At 61.0% G+C, this 3,522-nt stretch carries 1 protein-coding gene; it reads left to right on the top strand.

Features of this window, described 5'->3' with window-relative positions:
* Window positions 1-3,522, top strand: a 3,522-nt coding sequence (locus NR164_RS30200; RefSeq protein WP_256823666.1) for a tandem-95 repeat protein, incomplete at both ends; no start/stop codon positions are given.

Raw genomic sequence — 3,522 nt, 5'->3', positions numbered from 1 at the left:
AGCCAGTGACTGGCTCGATTGATGCCGTCAACGGCGAAGCGACCGTTTACTTCAAACCAAACGCGAACTTCAACGGCACCGCGAACTTCACTTACACCGCCACCGACGGCGGTATTGCCGACGGCGGCAGTCCGCTGACCTCAGCGCCTGCCAACGGCACCATCACCGTGACTCCGGTCAACGATGCGCCGGTCGCCGCGCCGACCACCGCAACGGGTTCCGAAGATCCGGTTCAAGGCATCGAAGTCAAGCTGAGCGCCACTGACGTAGACGGCGTGACAGACGTGAAATCCTTCACCGTCGGCACGCCAACCAACGGCACCTTCTACACCGACGCGGCCATGACCAAGCCAGTAACTGGCTCGATTGACGCAGTCAACGGCGAAGCCACCGTTTACTTCAAGCCAAACGAAAACTTCAACGGCACCGCGAACTTCACCTACACCGCGACCGACGGCGGTATCGCTGACGGCGGCAGCCCGCTGACTTCTGCGCCTGCCAACGGCACCATCACCGTGACCCCGGTCAACGATGCACCGGTCGCCGAACCGACCACAGCAACGGGTTCCGAAGATCCGGTTCAAGGCATCGAAGTCAAACTGAGCGCCACTGACGTAGACGGCGTGGCGGACGTGAAATCCTTCACCGTCGGCACCCCAACCAACGGCACCTTCTACACCGACGCGGCCATGACCAAGCCGGTAACCGGCTCGATCGACGCGGTCAACGGCGAAGCCACCGTTTACTTCAAGCCAAACGAAAACTTCAACGGCACCGCGAACTTCACCTACACCGCCACCGACGGCGGCATTGCTGGCGGCGGCAGCCCGCTGACCTCGGCTCCAGCCAACGGCACCATCACCGTGACTGCGGTGAACGACGCTCCGGTACTGGGCAACGCCTCGACCAACGCGTTCGGCGACACCTATATTGAAGGCAAGCCTGGCGGCTACGTGGCGGCGAACCTGACCGTCAGCGACGTCGACAACGGCACCCTGCAAAGCGCCAAAGTCACACTCGTCAACCACCTGGCAGACGATGTACTGATCGCAGATGTCAGCAACACCAAAATTGCAGTCAGCTACGACAAGGCCACGGGCATTTTGACCTTGTCCGGTGAGGCCACCACGGCTGAGTATCAGGAAGTCCTGCGTTCGGTACACTTCGCCAGCGAAAGCGAGAACCCGGACCCGGCCAATCGCACCCTGACCATCACCGTCAACGACGGCCAGCTGGATTCGGCGCCTGTCACCTCCGTGGTGTACGTGGTTCCGGTGAACGATCCGCCTGAGGTCAAGTTCGACAGCACCACATTCACTGAGCAAAAAGACGCAGTCGCGCTGGTCGAAAACCTGACCATCAAAGACGTCGACAACACCACCTTCAGCAAAGTCGTGGTCACCGTCGACCACCTGGCTGCAGGTGATTTGCTCAGCAATACCGATGTGCTCAAGGCCCTGGCCGTTGCCGGGATCACCATCACCCAGAGCGGCAGCGCCGCCGACGGGAAAATCGTCTACACCCTCACCAGCGACTCGAAGGCCGGCAGCAGCGCCGCCGACTTCGTCAAACTGGTTGAAGCCATCACCTTCCAGAGCCCGGGCAATAACCCTGTCGGTACCGATCGTACCGTCACCATCGATGTGACTGACAACGGTGGCGGCAACCTGGATCGCGAACCGCCGGAAACCGGCAGCGCCACTGGCAAGGTCACTATCGACCTGTTCAACGACGCCCCGACTGCATCGGCCGACAACACCACCGCCGATGAAGACCATACCGCCAAGATCGTGCTGGACGGCAAGGATGTGGACGGTACCGTCTCCAGCTTTGTCATCACCACCTTGCCGGAAAACGGCAAGCTGTACAGCGATGCCACGCTGCAAACCGAACTCAAAGTCGGCGACTCGGTGCCGGCGGGTGCCGACGGCAAGGCCGCGGTTTACTTCGCCCCGACCGGCGACTGGAGCGGCAAAACCGAGGTGACGTTCACTGCGGTCGACAACGGAGGTAAATCGAGCGCCGTAACGACGGCCGACATCACGATCGCGCCGGTTACCGACACTCCGCACCTGGGCCTGCTCGGCGGCGGCCCTGTGACCTCGATCAACTTCGACAGCGCCAACCTCAATGGTTCGTGGGGCATCGTCGGGGTAAATGACGCCAACAACGCGCCTGTCAGTGGCACCCCGAGCACTCCGTGGCTCACGGGGAATGCCGGCGGCCAAGTCGAAATCGGCCAAAGCAGCAACTACGGCGTAGAGACCCCAGGCAACAGCCAGGTCATCGAGCTTGAGAAAAACGCCGGCGACGACTCCAGCCTGTACACCATCATCAAGGCAGAAGCCGGCACGGCGTACACCATCTCGGTCGACTACTCGCCGCGTGCGGGCGCCGAGAACAATTCGGTGATCGACGTATTCTGGGGCGGCGTCAAAGTCGGCACCCTGGATACCACCACCGTCGGCATGAAGACTTACACCTTCGTCGTGCCGGTCACCGCTGACGGCGATGCCAAACTCGAGTTCAAAGCCCCGGCCGGGGATGCAAACAACTCGTTGGGCGGCGTGCTGGACAACATCAACGTCACCCAGGTGCTGAACACCGGCCTGGAAGACCATGCGATCAAGCTGTCGACCATCGACGCATACGCCACCGACAAGGATGGTTCCGAGACGCTCAAGCTGGAAGTCGGTGGCATACCGCTCAACGCGACCATCTCCGATGGCACGCCGGGCCACACCTTCACCGCGACGGCTGGCAATCAAAGCGTCGACATCAGCAACTGGAACAAGGCCACCCTGGTCTTCACCCCGGCGGAAAACGCCAACGGCCTGGTGAACCTCACCGTCACCGCCACCGCGCAGGACGGCACGGCTGATCCGAAATCCGAGTCGATCACCCTGCCGATCAACGTGATTGCCGTTAACGATGCGCCAGAAGCTATCGCGACTACCGCGACCGGTTCCGAAGATCCGGTTCAAGGTATCGAAGTCAAGCTTTCGGCTACTGATATCGATGGCGTGGAGAACGTGAAATCGTTCGCGGTTGGTACGTCGACCAGCGGTACGTTCTATACCGATGCGGCGATGACCAAACCAGTGACCGGCTCGATTGATGCGGTCAACGGCGAAGCCACGGTTTACTTCAAGCCAAATGCGAACTTCAACGGCACGGCGAACTTCACCTACACGGCCACCGACAGTGGCAACGCTGACGGCAGCAACCCGCTGACCTCGGCGCCTGCTAACGGCACTATCACTGTGACTGCGGTGAACGACGCGCCGGTTGCCGCACCGACCACCGCAACGGGTTCCGAAGATCCGGTTCAAGGTATCGAAGTTAAGCTTTCGGCCACTGACGTAGACGGCGTGGCGGACGTGAAATCGTTCACCGTCGGCACGCCAACCAATGGCACGTTCTACACCGATGCGGCGATGACCAAGCCAGTGACTGGCTCGATTGATGCCGTCAACGGCGAAGCGACCGTTTACTTCAAGCCGAACGCGAACTTCAACGGCA

It is taken from the genome of Pseudomonas sp. Pse79 (assembly GCF_024519615.1).
Lineage (GTDB): Bacteria > Pseudomonadota > Gammaproteobacteria > Pseudomonadales > Pseudomonadaceae > Aquipseudomonas > Aquipseudomonas veronii.
This window is presented reverse-complemented; position numbering and strand designations above follow the sequence as displayed.